At 64.6% G+C, this 15,907-nt stretch carries 12 protein-coding genes; 5 read left to right on the top strand and 7 right to left on the bottom strand.

Features of this window, described 5'->3' with window-relative positions; all coding sequences use genetic code 11:
- Positions 1-3 precede the first annotated feature (3 nt).
- Together cydB and ACLKOZ_RS14595 are read right to left on the bottom strand one after the other, a co-directional pair.
- Positions 4-1,050, bottom strand: coding sequence for a cytochrome d ubiquinol oxidase subunit II (cydB, locus tag ACLKOZ_RS14600; RefSeq protein WP_436475984.1), 1,047 nt, complete (start codon positions 1,048-1,050; stop codon positions 4-6).
- A gap of 18 nt (positions 1,051-1,068) precedes the next feature.
- On the bottom strand, positions 1,069-2,673 hold the full coding sequence (locus ACLKOZ_RS14595; RefSeq protein ID WP_436475982.1) for a cytochrome ubiquinol oxidase subunit I: 1,605 nt from the start codon (positions 2,671-2,673) through the stop codon (positions 1,069-1,071).
- 258 nt (positions 2,674-2,931) lie between these two features.
- Here ACLKOZ_RS14595 and ACLKOZ_RS14590 point away from each other — a divergent pair, with 258 nt between their 5' ends.
- Both ACLKOZ_RS14590 and ACLKOZ_RS14585 read left to right on the top strand, forming a co-directional pair.
- Positions 2,932-3,318 carry a BlaI/MecI/CopY family transcriptional regulator gene (locus tag ACLKOZ_RS14590; protein ID WP_066285700.1) on the top strand — a complete coding sequence of 129 codons (387 nt, stop codon included), beginning with the start codon at positions 2,932-2,934 and terminating at the stop codon, positions 3,316-3,318.
- A gap of 6 nt (positions 3,319-3,324) precedes the next feature.
- Positions 3,325-4,320, top strand: coding sequence for a M56 family metallopeptidase (locus tag ACLKOZ_RS14585; protein WP_436475979.1), 996 nt, complete (start codon positions 3,325-3,327; stop codon positions 4,318-4,320).
- Positions 4,321-4,443: 123 nt separating this feature from the next.
- Here the strand turns inward: ACLKOZ_RS14585 and ACLKOZ_RS14580 are convergent, their stop codons facing one another.
- Positions 4,444-6,552, bottom strand: coding sequence for a DNA gyrase/topoisomerase IV subunit B (locus ACLKOZ_RS14580; RefSeq protein ID WP_436475977.1), 2,109 nt, complete (start codon positions 6,550-6,552; stop codon positions 4,444-4,446).
- Positions 6,553-6,807: 255 nt separating this feature from the next.
- Between ACLKOZ_RS14580 and ACLKOZ_RS14575 the strand changes: the two genes are divergently transcribed.
- Positions 6,808-7,029 (top strand): DUF7455 domain-containing protein, encoded by a 222-nt coding sequence (locus ACLKOZ_RS14575; protein ID WP_310164642.1) that lies wholly within the window; start codon positions 6,808-6,810, stop codon positions 7,027-7,029.
- Positions 7,030-7,197: 168 nt separating this feature from the next.
- On the opposite strand, the gene ACLKOZ_RS14570 is transcribed toward ACLKOZ_RS14575, so the two are convergent.
- The 4 genes from ACLKOZ_RS14570 to ACLKOZ_RS14555 all read right to left on the bottom strand — a co-directional run bounded on the left by ACLKOZ_RS14570 (position 7,198) and on the right by ACLKOZ_RS14555 (position 12,482).
- On the bottom strand, positions 7,198-8,511 hold the full coding sequence (locus ACLKOZ_RS14570; RefSeq protein WP_337347786.1) for an RNA polymerase sigma factor: 1,314 nt from the start codon (positions 8,509-8,511) through the stop codon (positions 7,198-7,200).
- A gap of 248 nt (positions 8,512-8,759) precedes the next feature.
- Positions 8,760-10,040 (bottom strand): DUF4192 domain-containing protein, encoded by a 1,281-nt coding sequence (locus tag ACLKOZ_RS14565; RefSeq protein WP_436475975.1) that lies wholly within the window; start codon positions 10,038-10,040, stop codon positions 8,760-8,762.
- Between the two features lie 84 nt (positions 10,041-10,124).
- Positions 10,125-11,474: an MFS transporter gene (locus ACLKOZ_RS14560; RefSeq protein ID WP_436475973.1), complete on the bottom strand. Its 1,350-nt coding sequence runs from the start codon at positions 11,472-11,474 to the stop codon at positions 10,125-10,127.
- A gap of 69 nt (positions 11,475-11,543) precedes the next feature.
- Complete coding sequence (locus ACLKOZ_RS14555; RefSeq protein ID WP_337347783.1) at positions 11,544-12,482, bottom strand: proteasome assembly chaperone family protein; 939 nt, start codon at positions 12,480-12,482, stop codon at positions 11,544-11,546.
- 258 nt (positions 12,483-12,740) lie between these two features.
- On the opposite strand from ACLKOZ_RS14555, the gene ACLKOZ_RS14550 reads away from it, so the two are divergent.
- Both ACLKOZ_RS14550 and lpdA read left to right on the top strand, forming a co-directional pair.
- Entirely contained in the window at positions 12,741-14,264 is a 1,524-nt protein-coding gene (locus ACLKOZ_RS14550) for a leucyl aminopeptidase (RefSeq protein WP_436475970.1), read from the top strand.
- Between the two features lie 251 nt (positions 14,265-14,515).
- Positions 14,516-15,898, top strand: a complete 1,383-nt coding sequence (gene lpdA / locus ACLKOZ_RS14545; protein WP_337347781.1) for a dihydrolipoyl dehydrogenase — start codon at positions 14,516-14,518, stop codon at positions 15,896-15,898.
- Positions 15,899-15,907: the final 9 nt, after the last annotated feature.

Below are 15,907 nucleotides of genomic sequence, written 5' to 3'. Positions count from 1 at the left end.
GGCTCAGCCCTTGGTAAAGGCTTTGGCGGCGACTGCCGGGAGGAAGCTGTGCGCTTCCGGGATGTGGGCTGCGCTGACACGGCGGCGGAAGACCCAGTAAGTCCAAGCCTGGTACGCGATGACCAGGGGCAGCCCTACCGCCGCCACGATGCTCATCAGCCCCAGCGTGTAGTCCGAGGACGAGGCGTTGGAAATAGTGAGGTTGAACTCCGGACTGAGCGTGGAGGGCAGGACCACAGGGAACACCGCGCCGAAGATCGAGGCGCTGCCCAGCACCAGGAAGGCTCCGAGGGCGGTGAACGCCCGTCCTTCCGCACCCTTGCGGGCCAGGAACCAGGCAACTGCTGCGGCTACTACGGCAACGGCCACCGCGGCCACGGTCCAGGCCTTGCCGGACAGGACCTGGACGCTGACGGCCCATCCGGCCAGAGGCAGGAGCAAAACAGGAAGCAGGCGGATGAACCAGCTGCGCGCACGGTGCCGTACGTCGCCGTCGGTCTTCAGTGCCAGGAAGGCCAGGGCATGCAGCAGCGAGAAGCAGACAACCGCCAGCCCGCCCAGGACGGCGTACCCGCTGAACCAGGCGAACGGGCCGCCTTCGCGGTCGCCGTTTGCGTTCAGGGGCAGCCCCGTAGTGGTGAGTGCCAAGGCCGCCCCGACCCCGAAAGCGGCCAGGAACGAACCCAGGGCGATGGCCCAGTCCCAGCGCGCCCGCCAGCTCTCGGTGTCCACCTTGCCGCGGTACTCGAAAGCCACGGCGCGGAAGATGAGCGCCACGAGCACCACCAGCAGCGGGAGGTACAGGGCCGAGAACAGGGAGGCGTACCACAGCGGGAACGCTGCGAAGGTTGCGCCCCCGGCGGTCAGGAGCCACACCTCGTTGCCGTCCCAGACCGGGCCGATGGTGTTGAGCAGCACGCGGCGTTCGGTGTTGTTGCGGGCAAAGAGCTTCATCAGCATCCCCACGCCGAGGTCAAAACCCTCCAGGAAGAGGTATCCCGTCCACAGCACCGCGATGGCGATGAACCAAATAGTGGGCAGCAGTTCCATTCGAAGTATCCTCTGCTCTTAGTAGGCGAATGCCAGGACATCGTCCGCGGGCTTACCGGAACCGGGGCCACCCTCGCCGCCAGGGGTGGCGTCCTCGTTCTCGTCCACCGGTGCGTGGGCCAGCTCAGGCATGGCTGAGGCGATGCCGCCGCGGATGTACTTGACCAGAAGCTTGACCTCCACCACCAGCAGGAGCGCGTAGACAGCGGTGAGCACCACCAGCGAGGTCAGCAGTTCCCCGGCCGACACTCCCGGGGAGACGGCGGCTGCGGTAAACATAAACACCTGGTCGATGCCGTTCAGGTCGGGGTTGGGGGCCACGACGAAAGGCTGACGGCCCATTTCGGTGAAGATCCAGCCGGCGGCGTTGGCGCCAAATGGTGCCAGGATGCCAAAGACGGCCAGGCGCATCAGCCACGGGGACGCAGGTACGGTGCCCTTGCGGGTCACCCACAGGGCCACAAGGGCAGCAAGTGCGGCGAGTCCGCCGAACCCGATCATCATTCGGAATCCCCAGTAGGTGACCTCCATGACGGGGACGTACTGGATCTCCTGGCCGGCGCGGTCGCCGTAAATCGGGTTGTCCGGCAGGTTGGTTCCATAGTCGGCCTTGTACTGGTCCAGGAGGCTGTTGACGCCCTTGACTTCGGTGGCGAAGTCGCCCTTCGCCAGGAAGGACAGGATGCCCGGGACCTCGATGAGTGCCACGATGTCATCGCAGTTGCCGGATCCGAGGTTGCCGACGCTCAGGACCGAGAATCCGGTGCCGTCATGGCAGGCGGCCTCGGCGGCCGCCATTTTCATGGGCTGCTGCTCGAACATGAGCTTGCCCTGCAGGTCGCCGGTGAGGGCGGTGCCGGCGAAGGAGATCATCGCGACGACGGCGCCGATGCGGAGGGAGCGGATCCAGACTGTGTGGTCGGTGCGGTCACGGCCGGGGATCGCGGCCTCGCCCGGAACCACCTTGCCGTCTACGTCCACGGTGTCTACGCCGTCGCGCCGTCGCCGCCAGAGGTGGTACCAGGCGATACCCAGCAGGAAGCCGCCGGCCACCGCCAGTGCGCCCATCAGGGTGTGCGGAACGGCAACCAGGGCCGTGTTGTTGGTAAAGACAGCCCAGGCGTCTGTCATGACCGGCCGGCCGTCGATCATTTCCACACCCACGGGGTGCTGCATCCAGCTGTTGGCCACGATGATGAAGTAGGCAGAGAACAGCGAGCCAACAACCGCGATCCACAGGCAGGCCAGATGGATGGCGGGCTTGAGTTGCTTCCACCCGAAGATCCAGAGCCCCAGGAAGGTGGACTCCACAAAGAAGGCAAGGAGCGCCTCCAGAGCCAACGGAGCGCCGAACACGTCACCCACAAAACGGCTGTATTCGCTCCAGGCCATGCCGAACTGGAACTCCTGGACGATGCCGGTGGCAACGCCCATGATGAAGTTGATCAGGAAGAGCTTGCCCCAGAACTTGGTCATCCGCAGGTACTCCTGCTTGCCCGTCCGGTGCCACATGGTCTGCATGATGGCCACCACCAGGCCCAGCCCGATGGTCAGCGGCACCATCATGAAGTGATAGACCGTGGTGATGCCGAATTGCCAGCGTGCGATTTCCAAGGCGTCCAAGGCAGTCCCTACTGTTGTCGGGGTTCAACTTTTCTACGTTCCGTAGAACTTGACTTCTACCGAGTGTAGAACAATGCGCGGGGCACTGTAAACCAACAGTTCCATCATCACGTCGGGCCCACAAGGCCGCGGCGCGCCCACTGTTCTACTTGGCGTAGAAAGTAAGGGAGAAACGGGGTAAATTTGTATCTGTAGTGTTCAGGTGTTGTCACCGCGGCCTTCGGGCCCAACGGTGCGGGGAATCAAAGGATGTATGGAATGGCTAGTCTGGGCGAACTGGAACGGGCAGTGATGGACCTGCTCTGGGCGGGCCATGAAGCAGCCACGGCAAACACCCTGCGCGATCTGTTGGCGCAAAGCACCGAGGCCACCGGCGGCGCAGCGGGGCATGAAGGCAAGGAATTGGCCGTAACCACCGTACTGACGGTCCTCTCGCGGCTGGAGAAGAAGGGCCTCGTCGAGCGGGAGCGCGGCACCCGGCCGCACCGCTACCAGGCTGTTTCCAGCAGGGAAGACCACACGGCGGAGCTCATGCATGAGGTACTGGGATCCGCCCCCGACCGCGAAGCCGTACTGGCAAGGTTCATTGGGTCCGTGACCGAAAGTGAAGCCGAAACACTGCGCAAATTGCTCGGCCACATTTAGCGGGCCATGTTCTGGACGTCGTACCTGCTGGCGGTCCTTGCGATAGTCCTGGCGTGGCCGGTACCTATCTTCCTTTCCCGCGCCCAGTGGCCGGCGAGGTCACCCTTCACCGCGATGCTCCTCTGGCAGGCCATCGCCCTCGCTGGTGGACTCTCCATGATCGGCGCGATGCTCGTGTACGGCCTCGAACCAATCGGCGAGAACCTGATCGCCGGGCTGCGGGCACTCGCGGGAATGGTGTTCTTTAATGCGCCCACCACAGCCCTCGGCTTCTGGCATCTCTTTGCGCTGTCCGCCGCGGCCCTGCTGACGGCACACCTGGTCTTCACCCTGCTGCTCACCTACTACAAGATCGAACGGCAGCGACGGCGGCATCGCGAACTCCTTGCGCTGTTGGCCTCACCCTCCACCCAAGGGGCGGGAACAGTGGTCATCAGCCACGACTCTCCAGTGGCCTACTGCCTTCCCGGCGGCGCACGCTCAGTCACCGTCCTGTCCGATGGCCTCATGGCAGCCCTCGAACCAGCCGAGTTGCGCGCCGTCCTGATCCACGAAAACGCCCACTTGAGCCAGCGCCACCATCTCCTGCTCTGGGCGTTCGCCGCCTGGCGGCAAGCCCTGCCCTGGCTTCCCACCACGCGGCTCGCGCAGGAGTCCGTGAACTCGCTCATCGAGATGCTTGCTGATGACGTCGCCCTGAAAACAGAGAGCAAGGCAACTCTCATCAAGGCCATAGCGATCGTGGCCAGCGGTTCAGTATCGGCAGACCGAGGGGCTGAGCTCCAGCCCACAGGCCAGGCAGGCCTTGCCCTTGAGGGCCTCGAAACCGCGGCAGGTGTCACCGGGGCCGATTCTGCGCGGACCACCGCGTCGAGGGTCAGCAGGTTGCTGTCACCGCGCCCGCAGCTCCCGACTGCCATCCGTGGAGGTGTCCTGGCGGGCTGCGTCCTGCTGCTGGCTCTGCCCACGGCATTGCTCATTGTGCCCGGCCTGCTGGGCTGAGCGGGCCCGGACCTTCCCTCAAAGCGAGGAGCACTTCGGTGCATCAGCAACCCATCGAGTGCTCCATAACGGCCGTTTTGAGCGTCCAAAAGGGCAGGTGTGGAGCAATCGATGAGGGCGCGGTCAGGCGTCGATTCGCTCCCGGTCCAGGCTTGCCGCGCCGGCAATGATGAAGTCCTTGCGCGGGGCGACGTCTGAGCCCATCAGCAGGTCGAAGGTGTCCTCGGCCTGCTTGGCGTTTTCGATTCCTACCTTCCGCAGGGTCCGGTGCCGCGGGTCCATGGTAGTTTCCGCCAGCTGCTCCGCGTCCATTTCGCCCAGGCCCTTGTAACGCTGGATTGGTTCCTTGTAGCGCTTGCCCTCTTTGGCGAAACGGGCCAGGAGGACGTGCAGCTCGGCTTCGGAATACGTGTAGATCATCTCGTTGGCCTTCTGGCCTGCGTTGATCACCTCCACGCGGTGAAGCGGCGGAACAGCGGCGAAGACCCTGCCCTCGTCGATCATCGGCCGCATATAGCGGAAAAACAGTGTCAGCAGGAGCGTGCGGATGTGGGCGCCATCGACGTCGGCGTCCGTCATCAGGATGACCTTGCCATAGCGGGCGGCGGTGATGTCGAAACTGCGGCCCGAACCGGCGCCCACCACCTGGATCAGGGCAGCACACTCGGCGTTGGAGAGCATGTCCCCTACCGAAGCTTTCTGGACGTTGAGGATCTTCCCTCGGATGGGCAGCAACGCCTGGAAATCCGAGGACCGGGCCAACTTGGCCGTTCCCAGCGCCGAGTCGCCCTCCACGATAAAAAGTTCAGAGCGGGCGACGTCGTCCGTACGGCAGTCAGCAAGCTTGGTGGGCATCGACGATGTTTCCAGCGCATTCTTGCGGCGCTGTGTTTCCTTATGGACACGCGCCGAGATGCGGGACTTCATCTCGCTGACGATCTTCTCCAGCAAGAGCGCCGACTGGGCCTTGTCATTACGGTTGGCTGAGTTGAGCTTGGCGTTGATTTCCTGCTCCACGACCCTGGCCACAATGGCGCGCACGGCCGAGGTCCCGAGGATCTCCTTGGTCTGGCCCTCGAACTGTGGCTCAGCAAGGCGGACGGTCAGGACGGCCGTGAGGCCGGCGAAGATATCGTCTTTCTCGATTTTGTCGTTCCCGGCTTTGAGCTTACGGGCGTTGCTCTCCACCGCCTTGCGGAACGTCTTCACCAGCGCCTGCTCAAAGCCGGACTGGTGCGTACCGCCCTTGGGCGTGGAGATGATGTTGACGAAGCTGCGGACCGTGCTGTCGTAGCCGATGCCCCAACGCAGTGCGACGTCCACTTCGCAGTCGCGTTCAACCTCGGCGAGCTGACTGTGGCCGCGTTCGTCCAGCACCGGCACGGTTTCCTTGAATTTGCCCGAGCCGTGCAACCGCCAAATGTCGGTAACGGCCGGATCAGCGGCGAGGAAATCCACGAACTCGGAGATACCGCCGTCGTGGTGGAACACCTCTTCGTGCGGGCCGCCTTCGCCCGGAGTGCCGGCCACGCGGCGCTCGTCGCGGACGGTCAGCTTCAGGCCGGGTACGAGGAACGAGGTCTGCCGGGCTCGCGCTGCGAGTTCGTCGTAGGAGAATTTGGCGTCGGGGGTAAAAATCTGACGGTCTGCCCAGTAGCGGATGCGCGTTCCCGTGACGCCGCGCTTGGCTTTGCCCACGATGTCCAGGACGGAGTCCTCAACAAATGGTTCGAAGGTGGCCGCGGGATCGGACTTGGTCCCGGGATCTTTGAACCTTCCCGGCTCACCGCGCCGGAAGGACATTTTGTAGGTCTTCCCGCCACGATCCACTTCCACGTCCAGTCGGGAGGACAGCGCGTTGACCACTGACGCGCCCACGCCGTGCAGGCCGCCGGAGGCAGTGTAGGAGCCGCCGCCGAACTTTCCGCCTGCATGCAGTTTGGTGAAAACGACCTCGACGCCGGACAGTCCGGTCTTGGGCTCGACGTCAACGGGAATGCCGCGCCCGTCGTCGTGGATCTCGACGGAGTTGTCGGCGTGCAGGATGATCTTGATGTCGTGTCCAAAACCGGCGAGGGCCTCGTCGACGGAGTTGTCGATGATCTCCCACAGGCAGTGCATCAGGCCGCGGGAGTCAGTGGAGCCGATGTACATGCCCGGCCGTTTGCGTACGGCCTCAAGGCCCTCCAGGACAGAGAGGTGCCGGGCGGTGTAATCAGAACTCGGTGCCACGGTTGTGAACTCCTTCAGTGACGGAACAGCAGGCGCTAAGGCGCCCTCCCCAGCCTAGTCTGACAAGCGTCGAACACCGGCCTCCCACGCCTGTCCGGAGCTGTGGCAGACGCCACTCGTTATCTTCCCGTTATGCGGCAGGTGGCTCTTGATCAAGTCTTGCGGATACGCGGACAGCGAACTTGCCCAATCCTTGCGATGGAATTGCTACGAATACTGGTTACATAGACATACAGATCTACTAAGGAGGCCGAAATGACAACAGCAGTGGCAGACCGCACACTCAACGCACTGGACCGGTGCGATCGTTGCGGAGCCCAGGCGTACGTCCGTGTTGTACTCGAGTCCTCCGGGGGTGAGCTTCTTTTCTGCGGCCACCATGCCCGTGCAGTCGAGTCAACGCTCAAGCCCTTGAGCTCCGACTGGCACGATGAGACGGGCCGGCTTCACGAGAAGGCACCCGTAGCAGTCGACTAGACAGCAGGCTTAAGAGGATCAGGACCCCTCCCACGGAGGGGTCCTGATCCTTTTAAGCGGTCGCCTTGGAAACGTTGAGGACAAAGAAACGGGCCGTCCGGCGCCATGATCTACCAGATCACGGCGCCGGACGGCCCGCAGTGTAGTGCCTTTTCAGTCGAGCTGGCCTTAGTCCAGGTAGTCCCTGAGCACCTGGGACCGTGAAGGGTGGCGCAGCTTGGACATGGTCTTGGATTCGATCTGGCGGATGCGCTCACGCGTGACGCCGTAGACCTTGCCGATTTCGTCTAAAGTCTTAGGCTGTCCGTCGGTGAGGCCGAACCGCATGGCCACTACGCCGGCTTCTCGCTCCGAAAGGGTATCCAGAACCGAGTGCAACTGCTCCTGCAGCAGAGTGAAGCTGACCGCATCCGCCGGAACCACGGCCTCGGAATCCTCGATGAGGTCGCCGAACTCGGAATCGCCGTCCTCGCCGAGCGGGGTGTGCAGCGAGATGGGCTCGCGGCCGTACTTCTGGACCTCGACGACCTTTTCGGGGGTCATGTCCAGTTCCAGCGCCAGCTCTTCCGGCGTGGGTTCGCGGCCCAGGTCCTGGAGCATCTGGCGCTGGACGCGGGCCAGCTTGTTGATGACTTCGACCATGTGAACCGGAATACGGATGGTGCGGGCCTGGTCAGCCATGGCGCGGGTGATGGCCTGGCGGATCCACCAGGTGGCATACGTCGAGAACTTGAAGCCCTTGGTGTAGTCGAACTTCTCCACCGCGCGGATCAGGCCCAGGTTGCCTTCCTGGATGAGGTCCAGGAACAGCATTCCACGGCCGGTGTAGCGCTTGGCGAGCGAGACTACGAGCCGGAGGTTGGCCTCCAGCAGGTGGTTCTTGGCGCGCTTGCCGTCGTGGATAACGAATTCGAGCTCGCGCTTGAACTTCGGGTCCATACTGCCGTCGTCGGCGTTGATCTTCTCTTCGGCGAAGAGGCCGGCTTCGATCCGGAGTGCAAGGTCAACTTCCTGCTCGGCGTTGAGCAGCGCTACCTTACCGATCTGCTTGAGGTAGTCCTTGACGGGGTCGGCGGTCGCGCCCGCGGACATGACCTGCTGGACAGGGGCGTCGTCGTCGTCGGCGTCGGAGTAGACGAAGCCTTTGCCGGTTGCAGCGGTCGCTTCCTTGGCAGCATTGATTTCACCGTCGTCGACGGCGTCCGGGCCATCCAGGATGATGTCGTCGAGGTCTTCCTCGACATCGTCCTCGTCGTCCCCGCGCGCAGACTTTCCGGCGGCTTCAGCAGCGGCCTTGGCACCGGGCTTGGGCCCGCGCTTCTTGGGCTCGGGCTTGCCATCCACATCACCGGCGGTGGCGTCCTTGACAGCTTTGTTTGCTGCCCGCGTGGCTGCACGCTTGGCGTTCGTTGCAGCCTGCTTCTCCTCAGGGGACAAGTCGTCCTGGGCAGCGGGTTCCTTCTTCTCGGAAGACGGGGTCACAGAAAACCTTTCTAGCGGCGGTCTGTGGAATCACCATACGGGCAACACCACTATGACCCTGTCAAGTCCGTGATGAATATCAGGTGCAACCACGGCCGGCAGAGTCCTTAAGTAGAACTGCCGAAGCGGCTGTAATGTTCCCATAAAGGTTGCCATTACGTGCACCAGATTCACGGACCCAACCGGGTCTCGGCATCCATTGTCTCACGGTTTCCCAAACGTGGCCGCATGACGCCGCCCCATCCCTCTCAGGCGGCGTCAGGTCCGAACTTCTGCCAGGCAGCATCCTTCCGGGCGGCCCAGCCGCAGAGAGTCCCGCGCCGCACGAGTTCGAGCAGGAGTTCAGCCAGCCGGTATCCGGGCTCCTCATCCAGCGCCCGGCCGAGGTGCGCAGCAGCGTACGAACCACGTCCGCGGCACCACGAAATCCAGCCGCGCCCCGAAAGCGCTGCCGCTGCGGCCTGCCCTCCCCCGGGGGCCAGTTGCTCCAGGACACGGTCCAGGTTGTTCATGCTGTTCCAGTCAGGCCTGGGCGGGGCCAGGCCCAGCAGCACCTCGCCATACCCCGGGACCAGGGCAGCATCGCCGACGGCACCGCCCGGGACGGGGTGGGACGGGACGGGGCTGGGCCGGACGGGGCCTCCCGCGGCAATCGCAGTGCCTGCCGCGGCTTCCTGGCGACCGTCGGCCTGCGGGCGCACTGGCGCCAGCCGGCATCCGGCGTCGAATATCCCGAACTGATCTGCACCGGCAGACGCGGCAGCCCTGCCTGCGGCGGCCATGACCAGGACCGCATCACGCCAGGCGGGCACGCGCAGTGTTGCCCGGACGAAGCCCAGGACAAGCGGATCCGCCGGGCACTGCCCGGACCGGAAGAGTAACTCCCAGGTGTCAAGGAGCGTCTCGAATTGTGCCCGGCTCGCCCGGCGGCGATCCAACGGGACCATCCACGAAGCCTCGGCTGCCCGGAGCCTGGCCTTGGACTCCGCCGGCATTGCGGCCGGCGTGGGGCACTGGTCCTCCGGCGCCGGACCCACGCTGCTGCCGCGGTAGACCATTTCGGCATTGAGCCTGCTGTCGCGGATGTCGCTGATGGGCCGGCCCGGCAGTGGGCAGCAGGATCCGTCCGTGCAATATGCATCCCGCCAGTACGTATCCCCCACGTACCAGGCATCCCGCACGGGCATGCCGGCGGCGCCCAGCACCGCCTGCAGCGCTGCCAGTAATCCTGTGTAGGTCTGGACAGCACCCGGGCGCGCATCCGTCCAGCCCTCGTTGGTGAAGAGCACCAGCAAGGAGGCGTCTGCCTGCTGGTCAGCGCGCAGGTAGTCCCGTACGGTGCAGGCAAACTTCTTTGGATCCGCAAGGACTTCGCTGCCCGGCAGGTCAAGGCGCAGCGTGGCCCCCAGGCTTTTCCCCTGGAGCGTCATGGCAACGAGGCTGTCGGCCGGCCAATACCCCAGGGAATGCGGAATGAACCCAAGGATGTCCTCGGGGCCCTGGACGGTGAGGTGTTCTGGAGGAGTCATGCGTCCAGCTTTCGCGCACCATAGCCCGCAACGAATACCCAACATGACCTATGTGGACAAACACCCCAAAGTGGAGGAGGAGTGTCAGTCGTCGTCCGTGGGCGTCCGCTGCTTTTTCCGGGCCAGGTTTTCCCGACGCTGCTGTGCGAGGGTCCGCAGGAGCGGCGGAACAATAACTCCCTGCGCTGCCATTTGCCGCCGCACTTTCCGCCGGGAGGCCAAAGTCGCCGAGACGCCGATCCCGATGAGCAGGAACTGGACGCACAGGGCGATCCGGAACGGCTCGAGCCCGTAAAGGGTGCCGTTGGAGAGACCGCTGGCGTACAGGACGTCCAGGACCAGCCCGATCAGGAAGATCGCCACAAGGGCGGCGATGAACCCGCCCACGTTGACGATGCCCGTGGCGGTGCCGATCCTGTGCGCCGGGTTGAACGTCCGGGCGAAATCGAAGCCGATCATCGAACCGGGCCCGCCGATCGCCAGGACAACAACCAGCCCGGCGAGGAGCCACAGCGGCGAACGTCCGGGCATGAGCAGGACCGCGGCCCACGCGGCAGCGGTCGCACCGGCGATGAGCAGGACCATTGTGGAGCGCCGCAGCGGGTGCCTGGACACAAAGCGGCCGATGAAGGGGCCCACGGCCATCGCGGCGGCGACATAGAGCGCCATGAGCGCCGCGACGGTGCCGGCGTCGAGGCCCTGGCCTGAAATGAGGAAGGGATAACCCCAAGTCATCGCGAAGACCGTGCCGCTGAACTGGATAGTGAAATGGCTCCACATCCCCAGCCGTGTGCCGGGTTGGCGCCATGCCCGCGCGAGCGAGGCTCCGGTGGCCTTCAGCCCCTGCTGCGACTGTGGCCGCGGCGTGCCCGGAGGGACGTCCAGCAGGAACAGGAGGACCAGGACGACGGCGAGCCCGGACATCCCGGCCAGCATCAGGAACGCCTGGGTCCAGCCCGCCGCATGGAGGACCAGGGCAAACGGGACAACGCTGAAAAGCTGGCCCAGCTGTCCGGACATACCGGTCAGCTGCGTGACCAGGGGTACGCGCGCCGGGGCGAACCACAGCGGGATAAGGCGGATGACGGAGATGAAGGTCATGGCATCGCCCGCGCCAACGAGCACCCGTCCCAGCACGCCGCCGGGGATGCTGTCGGCAAACGCCAACTGCAGCTGCCCAAGTCCCATCAGGACTGCTCCGCCGGCAATCATCGCCCGTGAGCCGAACCGGTCCACCAGGACGCCCACCGGGATCTGGAGCCCGGCATAGACGAGGAGTTGGAGGACAGTGAAGAAGGAGATGGCAGAGGCGCTGGCGTGGAACCGTTCGGTGGCCTCCAGACCCACCACGCCGAAGGAGGTCCGCTGCGAGACGGCTACCAGATACGCGAAGACACCGATGGTCCAAATCAGCCAGGCGCGGGGTGCAGTCACTCCCCCATTATGCCCGCGCCGCGGCGGCATCCCCGTGTTGGAGCCACCAGGCGGACAGGGCCGGGCGGTCTAGTGGCCGGGGTTTTCGCGGGCGAGGTAGGCCTCCACTGCGGCACCGAGTTCGTCACCGTTTGGCAGGTTGTCGTTCTCGTCGGCCAGCAGGGATCGGCGGACGGTCCCCTCGGCTTTTTCGTCGTAACGGGATTCGAGGCGGGAAACCACTTGCTTGACGTCCTCGGACGCCTCAATCTGCTCGGCAATCTGGCGGCTGACTTCCCGGCCGGCTTCACGAAGCCTGTCCGTGGGCAGCATCAGCGACGTCGCGGCGCCCAGGTATTCCAGGCCTGCCACCGCGGCTGTGGGGTACTCCGCTTCAGCAAGGTAGTGCGGGACATGGATGACGTAGCCGGCAACGTTGCGTCCGGCCTCAACCAGCCGAAGTTCGAGGATATGGCCGACAGCCGCCGGGACCTCCACAGTGGGCTTCCACACTGAGATGCCTTCGATCAGGTCGGGCCGGTTCCCGTGGACGGTGACGCCAACGGGGCGGGTGTGCGGGACCGGCATGGGAATGGAATGGATCCACGTCACCAGGTTGACATCCAGCTTCTCAGCAATGCCCACCACGGCGCGGGCGAACCGCTCCCACTGCAGGTCCGGCTCAAAGCCGGCCAGCAGGAGGAAGGGAAGCCCCAGGCCGTCCGTCAGCCTGTACAGCGCCAGCTTCGGCTCCTGGTAATCCTGCAGGTGGTCTTCCACAAACGAGACGTGGGGCCGCCGGGACCGGTAGTCGATGAGCTGGTCGGCATCGAAGACCGCTACCGTCTCGGCGTCGAGGGTGTCCAGCAGCTCTGCGTTGATCTGCTTGACCACATGGCCGGCATCGGCGAACCCCGTAAACCCCATCACCAGGTTCAGGCCCCGGAGCGCCGGGCTGTGGAACAGCTCGATGTTGCTCGCATAGAGCGCATCGGGGTCCAGCAGGGAGCCGGAAATCCGTTCAAGCACGGCATGTTCCTTTCGTGGTTTCAGGTGGATACCTCGTACAACGCCGCGGGACACCGGCGCATTCCGCTTGTTGGTGTGTCCCAGCTCTCAGCTGATTCCGCTGCCGCGGCGCAGACGGGCTACGATCGGAACTGCCTGCCGGACGGGCTTGCGACGCCCCGGCGGAGTACCTGGCCCACCGCAGCCGAGGTGTCCATGGCAGGACGCCAAACATGCATTCCTGCCCGAACAATCTTTGAGAATTGAGGACTGATCCCTGTGGTCAAGAATACTGAAATCAACCTTAGTACCCTCTCCCGGGACCTTAGGAAGGCATCGAGTGACGCTGTTGTCATCGGTGTGGGCCAGGGAACGGACGGGCCTGTCCTCCTCGACAATCCGCTGACGGCCAAGTCCGCCGAAGCCTTGGCAGATTCCCTTAAGGTCCTCGGCGTCACGGGGGCCGCTGACCAACTGGTCCGGCTCCCCGGCCTCCCCGAGACGGGCTCCGGCGTGCTGGTGCTCGCGGGAGTGGGCAAGGTCGGCGCGGACCGTGTCCTCTCCGAAGAATCACTCCGCCGGGCCGCCGGCTCCGCTGTGCGGCAGCTTGCCGGCCTCACCACTGTTGTCCTGGCGCTTCCGACGGCGGCAGTCGCCGACGTCGCGGCCGTCGCCGAGGGTGCGGCTCTGGGCGCCTATGCCTTCACCGAGTACCGCTCCTCCAAGGACGGGCTGAAGGCCCCGGTCAGCAATGCCGTGATCTACACGGACCTTCCTGAGCCGGAACTCCGCCCCGCCCTGACGCGTGCGGGCCTGATCGGCAAGGCAGTGAACGCCACAAGGACCCTGGTCAACCAACCGCCCAGCCACCTCTACCCCGAGACGTTCGCAGATGCCGCCAAGGAACTGTCCAAAGGGCTGCCCGTCAAGGTGACCGTCTGGGACGAAAAACGCCTGGAAAAGGAAGGTTTCGGCGGCATCATGGGCGTGGGCAAGGGATCCGCCCGGCAGCCCCGCCTGGTGAAGGTCGAGTACGCCCCCGCGAAGGCGACTGCAAAAATTGCCCTGGTCGGCAAGGGCATCACTTTCGATACCGGCGGCATCTCCATCAAGCCGGCACTGGGCATGGGCGACATGAAGTCCGACATGGCGGGCGCCGCCGTCGTCCTTAACACCGTGCTGGCGATCGCCGGCCTGGGCCTGCCGGTGAAGGCGACCGCCTGGCTTTGCATCGCGGAAAACATGCCCTCAGGTGCGGCTTCCCGGCCCGCGGACGTCCTGACCATGTTCGGCGGCAAGACTGTGGAGGTGCTCAATACCGACGCCGAGGGCCGGCTGGTCATGGCGGACGGCATCGTCGCGGCGAGCCGGGAATACCCGGACGCCATCATTGACGTCGCTACGCTGACCGGCGCCCAGCTCATCGCGCTCGGCAACCGCACCGCCGGCGTCATGGGCTCCGACAGTGTCACCGGCCCACTCAAGGCCGCGGCGGACCGCGCCGGCGAGCTGGTCTGGCCGATGCCCCTGCCGGAGGAACTCCGCCCCAGCCTGGATTCCCAGGTGGCGGACCTGGCCAACATCGGCGAACGCCACGGCGGCATGATGACCGCTGCCGTTTTCCTGCGCGAGTTTGTGGGTAAGGGCAAGGACGGGGAGCAGATCCCCTGGGCCCACGTTGACATCGCCGGGCCCTCGTTCAACAACGGGAGCCCGTATGGCTACACCCACAAGCAGGGCACGGGCTGCACGGTCCGTACGCTGGTTGCTTACGTGGAGGACCTCCTGGCCGCCGCTGCCTGACCGGCTCTTTGAGCTGTCACGCGGCTTTGTGACACCACAGTGAATGCTTGGACACAAAGCCGCGTGACACTCACCACAAGCGCTCCACAAACGCTGTGCCAAGGTGGAGCATGGATAAGTGGTTCGCTAAGGTGAACCACGGTAGTCACAAATGCAAGAGAACTTGCCTGCTGGCATAATCACGGCAGTACAAGTTCCAAGACCAGATGATGCGTACGCTCGCGTCATCGTTCACGCGAGGGAGCGTCTAAGTGGCCGATCAGGCAACTGCGCAAGAATTCGACATCCTGGTACTCGGTGGCGGCAGCGGCGGATACGCCACCGCCCTGCGGGCCGTACAGCTTGGCTTCACCGTCGGCCTCGTGGAGAAGGGAAAGCTGGGCGGCACCTGCCTCCACAATGGCTGTATCCCCACCAAGGCACTGCTGCACTCGGCTGAACTGGCCGACCACGCCCGCGACTCCGCCAAGTACGGCGTGAATGTCACCCTGGACAGCATCGATATTAACGCTGTCAATGCCTACAAAGACGGCATCGTCGCTGGCAAGTTCAAGGGCCTCCAGGGCCTGATCAAGTCCAAGGGCATCACCGTCATCGAGGGTGAAGGCAAGCTCCAGGGCACCGACACCGTTGTGGTGAATGGAACCGCTTACAAGGGCAAGAACATCGTCCTCGCCACCGGCTCATACTCCCGCTCCCTTCCGGGCCTGGAAATCGGCGGCCGCGTCATCACCTCGGACGAGGCCCTGAAGATGGACTCCATCCCCAAGAGCGCCATCGTGCTCGGCGGCGGCGTCATCGGCGTCGAGTTCGCCTCCGTGTGGAAGTCCTTCGGCGTGGACGTGACCATTGTTGAGGGCCTGCCCTCCCTGGTGCCGAACGAGGACACCGCCATCGTCAAGAACCTTGAGCGTGCCTTCAAGAAGCGCGGCATCAAGTTCTCCACCGGCATCTTCTTCCAGGGCGTCGAGCAGAACGACTCCGGCGTCAAGGTCACCCTCGTGGACGGCCAGACGTTCGAGGCCGAATACCTGCTCGTCGCCGTGGGCCGCGGTCCCGTCACCGCCAACCTCGGCTATGAAGAAGCGGGCGTCACCATCGACCGCGGCTTTGTCATCACCAACGAGCGCCTCCACACCGGCGTGGGCAATGTCTACGCCGTGGGCGACATCGTTCCCGGCGTGCAGCTGGCCCACCGTGGATACCAGCAGGGCATTTTTGTCGCCGAGGAGATCGCAGGCCTGAACCCTGTCATCGTCGAGGATGTCAACATCCCCAAGGTCACCTACTGCGAGCCTGAGATCGCAACCGTGGGCTACACGGAGAAAGCCGCCAAGGAAAAGTTCGGCGACGACCAGGTCCAGATCCAGGAGTACAACCTGGCCGGCAACGGCAAGAGTTCCATCCTGGGCACCGGCGGCCTCGTCAAGCTTGTCCGCCAGAAGGACGGCCCCGTGGTGGGCGTCCACATGATCGGCTCCCGCATGGGTGAGCAGATCGGCGAAGCCCAGCTGATCGTGAACTGGGAAGCCTACCCGGAGGATGTGGCCCAGCTGCTGCACGCCCACCCCACCCAGAACGAGGCACTGGGCGAGGCCCACCTCGCCCTGGCAGGCAAAGCCCTTCACGGCTAAGCAGCCCAG

It is taken from the genome of Arthrobacter sp. R4 (assembly GCF_051365025.1).
Classification (GTDB): Bacteria; Actinomycetota; Actinomycetes; order Actinomycetales; family Micrococcaceae; genus Arthrobacter.
The sequence above is the reverse complement of the archived record's forward strand: the minus strand, read 5'-3'. Positions and strand labels throughout refer to the sequence as shown.

What these genes read in the sequence shown, in the direction of transcription:
- cydB (WP_436475984.1), bottom strand. Translation starts at nt 1,050, where the DNA reads ATGGAACTGCTGCCCACTATTTGGTTCATCGCCATCGCGGTGCTGTGG.
- ACLKOZ_RS14590 (WP_066285700.1), top strand. Translation starts at nt 2,932, where the DNA reads ATGGCTAGTCTGGGCGAACTGGAACGGGCAGTGATGGACCTGCTCTGG.
- ACLKOZ_RS14585 (WP_436475979.1), top strand. Translation starts at nt 3,325, where the DNA reads ATGTTCTGGACGTCGTACCTGCTGGCGGTCCTTGCGATAGTCCTGGCG.
- ACLKOZ_RS14575 (WP_310164642.1), top strand. Translation starts at nt 6,808, where the DNA reads ATGACAACAGCAGTGGCAGACCGCACACTCAACGCACTGGACCGGTGC.
- ACLKOZ_RS14565 (WP_436475975.1), bottom strand. Translation starts at nt 10,040, where the DNA reads ATGACTCCTCCAGAACACCTCACCGTCCAGGGCCCCGAGGACATCCTT.